The organism is Exiguobacterium qingdaonense, from assembly GCF_018617855.1.
In the GTDB taxonomy this organism is placed as follows: Bacteria; Bacillota; Bacilli; order Exiguobacteriales; family Exiguobacteriaceae; genus Exiguobacterium; species Exiguobacterium qingdaonense.
In genome coordinates this window covers 1-5,557 of record NZ_JACSKY010000023.1, presented here as the reverse complement: position 1 = coordinate 5,557, position 5,557 = coordinate 1, and the positions used below count along the sequence as shown (strand labels likewise).

The 5,557-nt window shown below is 48.6% G+C and carries 3 protein-coding genes, 1 riboswitch and 1 other annotated feature; of the genes, 1 reads left to right on the top strand and 2 read right to left on the bottom strand.

Translation table 11 applies throughout. From position 1 onward, the window contains the following. Positions 1–109 precede the first annotated feature (109 nt). Both KNP00_RS13920 and KNP00_RS13915 read right to left on the bottom strand, forming a co-directional pair. The gene (locus KNP00_RS13920) at positions 110–1,393 is read right to left on the bottom strand and encodes a Na+/H+ antiporter NhaC family protein (protein WP_215146277.1); all 1,284 of its coding nucleotides are present in this window, start codon (positions 1,391–1,393) and stop codon (positions 110–112) included. Between the two features lie 68 nt (positions 1,394–1,461). Continuing rightward, a riboswitch (SAM riboswitch) is annotated at positions 1,462–1,556 on the bottom strand. Between the two features lie 96 nt (positions 1,557–1,652). After that, a complete protein-coding gene (locus KNP00_RS13915; protein ID WP_215146275.1) occupies positions 1,653–3,332 on the bottom strand; it encodes a GGDEF domain-containing protein in 1,680 nt (559 codons plus the stop codon). Positions 3,333–3,486: 154 nt separating this feature from the next. Continuing rightward, positions 3,487–3,696 (top strand) — a binding site (T-box leader). A gap of 57 nt (positions 3,697–3,753) precedes the next feature. Here KNP00_RS13915 and argS point away from each other — a divergent pair. Next, the gene (gene argS / locus KNP00_RS13910) at positions 3,754–5,436 is read left to right on the top strand and encodes an arginine--tRNA ligase (protein ID WP_215146273.1); all 1,683 of its coding nucleotides are present in this window, start codon (positions 3,754–3,756) and stop codon (positions 5,434–5,436) included. Positions 5,437–5,557: the final 121 nt, after the last annotated feature.

Here is a 5,557-nt window from a genome sequence, read left to right as displayed (position 1 = left end):
AAACGGCTTGAGCCCTGTCGAATACAGGTCTCAAGCCGCCTAGTTTGGTTTTTATTATTTGCCCTGTCTACTTGACGGGGAGCAGTTCAAAAGAAAGGGGTGTTTTTGCTTATGATTGTTTTTTGAAACGAGGGAAGTTAAACGCGATGGCGATTCCTCCACAAATAAAGAGGAGAAACGGATAGAACATGAACGGGACGAGGTCCGGCGATGCGGTTTTCGTCAGTTCAGCGGCAATCAGGAGTTGCGCCCCATAAGGGAGAATCCCTTGTACCCCACATGAGAAGATGTCGAGCACACTTGCTGATTTCTTCCGTTCGATCGCATATTCGTCCGCGATGTTCGCGGCAAGTGGTCCGGCTACAAGAATGGAAATCGTATTGTTCGCCGTCGCTACGTTCGTCGCACTGACAAGACCGGCGATACTCCACTCGGCACCGGCACGTTTTTGAATCCGTGACGTCAAGGCATCACGCAAATACGTGAGTCCTCCATTGTGCGAGATGAGCCCGACGAGTCCACCCATGAGTAATGTCAGGAATGAAATTTCAGCCATGCCAATCATCCCGTCCGCAATGGCTGTCACAAACGCCGTGACAGATAGGGTGCCATCGAAAAGCCCAATGATCCCAGTGAGTGTGATGCCACCTATCAGAACTAAAATGACGTTCAGTCCTGTTAACGCCAGTCCAATGACAGCGAGATATGGAATCAGTTTATACCATTCGAACGCGGCGACGTCGACCGTCGATTCACCGTTTGACAAGACAGCGAGTAAAATCGTCGTGATGATGGCAGCCGGTAACACGATCCAGAAGTTTGTGCGGAATTTATCACGCATATTCGTCCGTTGCGTCCGGACGGCGGCAATCGTCGTGTCCGAGATGAACGAGAGGTTGTCTCCAAACATCGCTCCCCCGACAACGGCTGCAGCAGCGATGGCGACATTGACACCGCTCTCTTCATGAATACCGAGGGCAATCGGTGCGAGTGCCGCAATCGTCCCGGTCGACGTTCCCATCGCCATTGAAATGAAGGCGGCAATGACGAATAGCCCGCTCAGGAGAAGCGAGGGCGGTAACAGTGTCAATGCGGCGTTGACCGTCGCATCGATTGCTCCGATTGCTTCCGCTACCGACGAAAATGCGCCAGCCAGTAAGAAGATGAAAATCATAATGATGATACCCGGGTTACCGGCTCCTTGCGCGATGCGCTCTACAGTTTGTGTAGTACTTCCTTTTGTCATGAATGCTGCAACCATCAATGCGATGATGGCGGCAACGAGGACCGGAAACTTATAAAAGTCTCCGTAATAGATTCCTGCTCCGATGAAAAAGAGCAGAAAGACAAATAACGGCAAGAGTGCCCATTTGTTCGCTGTCGGTTGTTCCAAGTTAATCACCTCACTAAAAAAATAAAAGGACCTTTTTCTGAGAAAAAGGCCCTTCGTGCGAAATACCCTTTTCATCTTCCGAGCATATGCTCACTGGATTTGGCACAGGTTCCCCGCTGCCGAGACTTCATCGGGCCAGTCCCTCCGTCTCTCTCGATAAAAAGTCATGATTCAATTATCAAACACGTTCCCTAACGTACCTGTTTCGAATCCGCTTGTCAACTTAAAAACTCCCCAATTCGATGTGAGAAGGGGGAGTTTAGGTCGTTAAATTGTTGAAGTGCGCCACACGGTTGCGTCCCGCGTATTTTCCGCCGACATAAAGCGCGCGATCCGCATTTCGAATCGTATCGTCTAAACGCTTATTTCCGAACGCATCAATTGTATCCACACCGATCGATGCGGTCACAGAAATCTCATGGTGGTCGACAAGAAACGGTTTCGCCTCGATTTGATGACGAATGCGTTCTGCGACTTCAGTCGCTTGATTCATATCGCAATGGTTGAGCAATAGAATAAATTCTTCACCACCATAACGGGCGGCGAAATCATCGGAACGAAGCACTTGCCGAATCCGACGTCCGAACTCTTGTAACACCTGGTCCCCGACTTGGTGTCCATACGTATCATTGATTTTTTTGAAAAAATCAATGTCGAGCATGGCGACCGAAATCGGATACATCGAACGGTCGGATATTTGTTGAATTCCGTATTCATAAAATGCACGCGCATTGGCGAGAAGTGTCAAACTATCTGTCCGACTCTCGGTATAGAGACGGTCACGTTCATGACAACGGCTGATGGTCCGGTTGAACGACTTCAACAACTTGATGATCTCGTGCTGGATCACTTTTGGATAACCGTACACGGATTCTCCGGTCATGACAATCCATGTACGGATTCCTTCAATCTCTTCCGAACGGATTGAAACAAAGCTGTGGTAGTCGTCATTGAACACGTCAGAGAGTGAAGCATCCCATTCGAATCGCATCTCGTAATCAAGGATCGGTTCGATGGGTTGGCTATGATCGAGCAGTGTAAATACGGTCGGTCGATTAATCGGTTGACGTGTCTTTAAGTCGAAATATAGTGTGCGATCGAATAGCTTGAACTCGACATACCCTTCATCATAATGGTTCAGTTGCTCGCATTGACTCAAGAACACTTCGATGGCCTGTGCCTCGCTCTGTGACAAAGAAACGGCTTCCTTGGCCTCATCATATTGTTCAATCAACGTTTTAAACGCATCTTGACGCTCCTTTTGAATGAGAAGTCGCTTAATAAAGAACGTCAACGCTGCGGCGATACTACTGACAACGAGTAAGTTCGTCTCCCGAAACAAGGCGGCCGCTAGGATGAAGATGAGGCTGACGACGTATGTGTAAAAGGCAATCTTCAAAAAGTCACTCAACGCGATATCGACGCGGAACCACCATCTCACCTGATATTTTTGGAATACGGTATTTAAGAAGATGGTCAGGAACAGCCCTAAGAGCGGCAGGAATGACTCTTGCGAATAGAAGTCGAGACCTGTTTCTCCCCCGAGTGCGAGATAGACAGCCGCCGGGATGATGATTTCTAAATATGCTGTCACGGCATTCCAAGGATAGGTGAACCGAAAACGGCGAATCGCGACTCTTGGCTTCAAGTTGGCGAACTGAAAAACGAATAATCCGATCTGGTTGACGATGAGTGCTGTCTCAAACCCAAAGAATAAAAATAAGATTAATACGATGCTTTCAGAGAATGTGAAGTATACACCTTTGACTTCGATCGAGTCGAGTTGAAAAATGATGACGAGTAGCGAAATCAAAACGAACGACAGTGGATCAATAGCCGGGGCGTGCAAAACGTCTATTGAAAATAATCCGATGGTGAAGATGAATAAAATACTCCATATACTCCAACCGAGCATGGACATTTTGCGGAAATGATTCATGTGTTCCCTCCTAGCATGGGACATTTCAAGATACAATAGTAAAGATTCGTCATAATTTCGTACGAGTCCTGCCTTTCGTCAAACATGATTGAATTCTAGCATTGAGTATACAGGGAATATCCTCTATAATGAAGTTGCTTTTCAACCGCATAGACGAATGTCGATGAAAAAGAGAGTAACGATGATTTAGTCAATAAAGCGATTCGGGGATTGGTGAGAGCCCGGGCTGACAAGCGTCGCGAAACGCACTTTTGAGATGCTATCCGAAATGAGTAGGCATAGCCGGAGGGAACCGTTATCACCGTAAAGCGGTCTGCATCATGCAGGCAAGAAGAGTGGTACCGCGGGAATTCCCGTCTCTTTGCATCTATGCAAAGGGCGTTTTTTTTATGAGTTGCAATCCAAGAAGGAGGACATACAAATGAGTTATGAGCGCAAGTATGCAGAAGCGTTATCACGTGTCATCGGAGAAGAACTGACGATTGACCAAATTGAAGCATTGATTGAGAAACCGAAACACGAGGCGCACGGCGACCTTGCCTTTCCATGTTTCCAATTGGCGAAGGCCTACCGGAAAGCACCGGTCATGATTGCGACAGAGATCGCAAATGACTTGAACGATGAACTGTTCACAAAAGTCGAGGCGGCTGGACCTTACGTCAACGTGTTCTTGAGCCGTGACGTCGTGTCACAAGAGATTATTAACACGGTACTCGATGAGAAGTCGGAATATGCGACGCACGTAACGCGCAATGAGACGATTGTAACGGACTTTTCGTCACCAAACATTGCAAAGCCGTTCTCGATGGGTCACTTACGTTCGACCGTGATCGGAAATGCAATCAACCAAATCGCACGCAAAAATGGATACGATGTCGTCGGCATCAACCACCTCGGGGACTGGGGTACACAGTTCGGAAAACTGATGGTCGCATATAAAAAATGGGGCGATGAGGAAGCGGTACGTGCCAACCCGATCGCAGAACTCTTGAAGTTGTACGTCCACTTCCATGAAGAGGTGAAGACACAACCGGAACTCGAAGATGAAGGTCGTGCCTGGTTCAAAAAACTTGAAGAAGGTGACGCGGAAGCGACCGAGCTGTGGCAATGGTTCCGTGACGAGTCACTTAAAGAATTCCAAAAAGTATATGATCTCCTCGGTGTGAAATTTGAGAGCTTCAATGGAGAGGCGTTCTATAACGACAAAATGGGACGTGTCGTTCAGATGCTTGAAGAGAAAAATCTCTTAGTCGAAAGCGAAGGCGCGATGGTCGTCTCGCTTGAAGACGAGAATTTGCCTCCTTGCCTAATCAAGAAGAAAGATGGCGCGACACTTTATGCGACACGCGACTTGGCAGCAGCGATCTATCGTTACGAGACGTACAACTTCGTGCAAGCGAACTATGTCGTCGGTGGCGAACAGGCGCTTCACTTCAAACAACTCTTCTCGGTCCTTCGTAAGCTTGGATATGACTTCGTCGATGGCATGCATCACGTGCCGTTCGGCTTGATCTTGCAAGAAGGGAAGAAGATGTCGACGCGTAAAGGGCGTATCGTCCTTCTTGAGGAAGTGTTGAAAGAAGCGATTGAGAAAGCGCAAGCGAACATCGAGCAGAAGAACCCGGACCTTGCGAACGCATCAGACGTTGCCCGCATGGTCGGTGTCGGTGCGGTCGTCTTCCACGACTTGAAGAACGAACGGATCAACAACATCGAATTCGATCTCGATAGCATGCTGAAGTTCGAAGGAGAGACAGGACCTTACGTCCAGTACACGAATGCCCGTGCGAACTCACTCCTCCGCAAAGGAAACTATGACGGCTCACCGTTCACGGGTGCAGACGATGACCACTCATGGGGTGTCGTCACGATGCTCAACGCGTTCCCGCATGTCATCACCCGTGCGCATGAACGCCGCGAACCATCGATTATCAGCCGTTACGTAATTGACCTCGCACAAGCGTTCAACAAGTATTACGGTCACGTCCGCGTCCTTGAAGACGATGCGGGCAAACAATCACGTCTCGCGCTCGTCAAAGCCGTGACGCTCGTATTGACGGAAGGACTCCGTTTACTCGGTGTCGAAGCTCCGGAAGAAATGTAAGACAGACGAAAGGACCTCAAAAATTGAGGTCCTTTTCAGCTTGTTGACGAACCAGGTCGCCTCTTGCGACCTGGTTCGTCCTTTTTTGTGGTTCTCGGTTTCTTGAGGCGTTCTGCCCCCA

Coding starts and splice junctions, on each gene's coding strand:
- KNP00_RS13915 (WP_215146275.1), bottom strand. CDS start 3,332: ATGAATCATTTCCGCAAAATGTCCATGCTCGGTTGGAGTATATGGAGT.
- argS (WP_215146273.1), top strand. CDS start 3,754: ATGAGTTATGAGCGCAAGTATGCAGAAGCGTTATCACGTGTCATCGGA.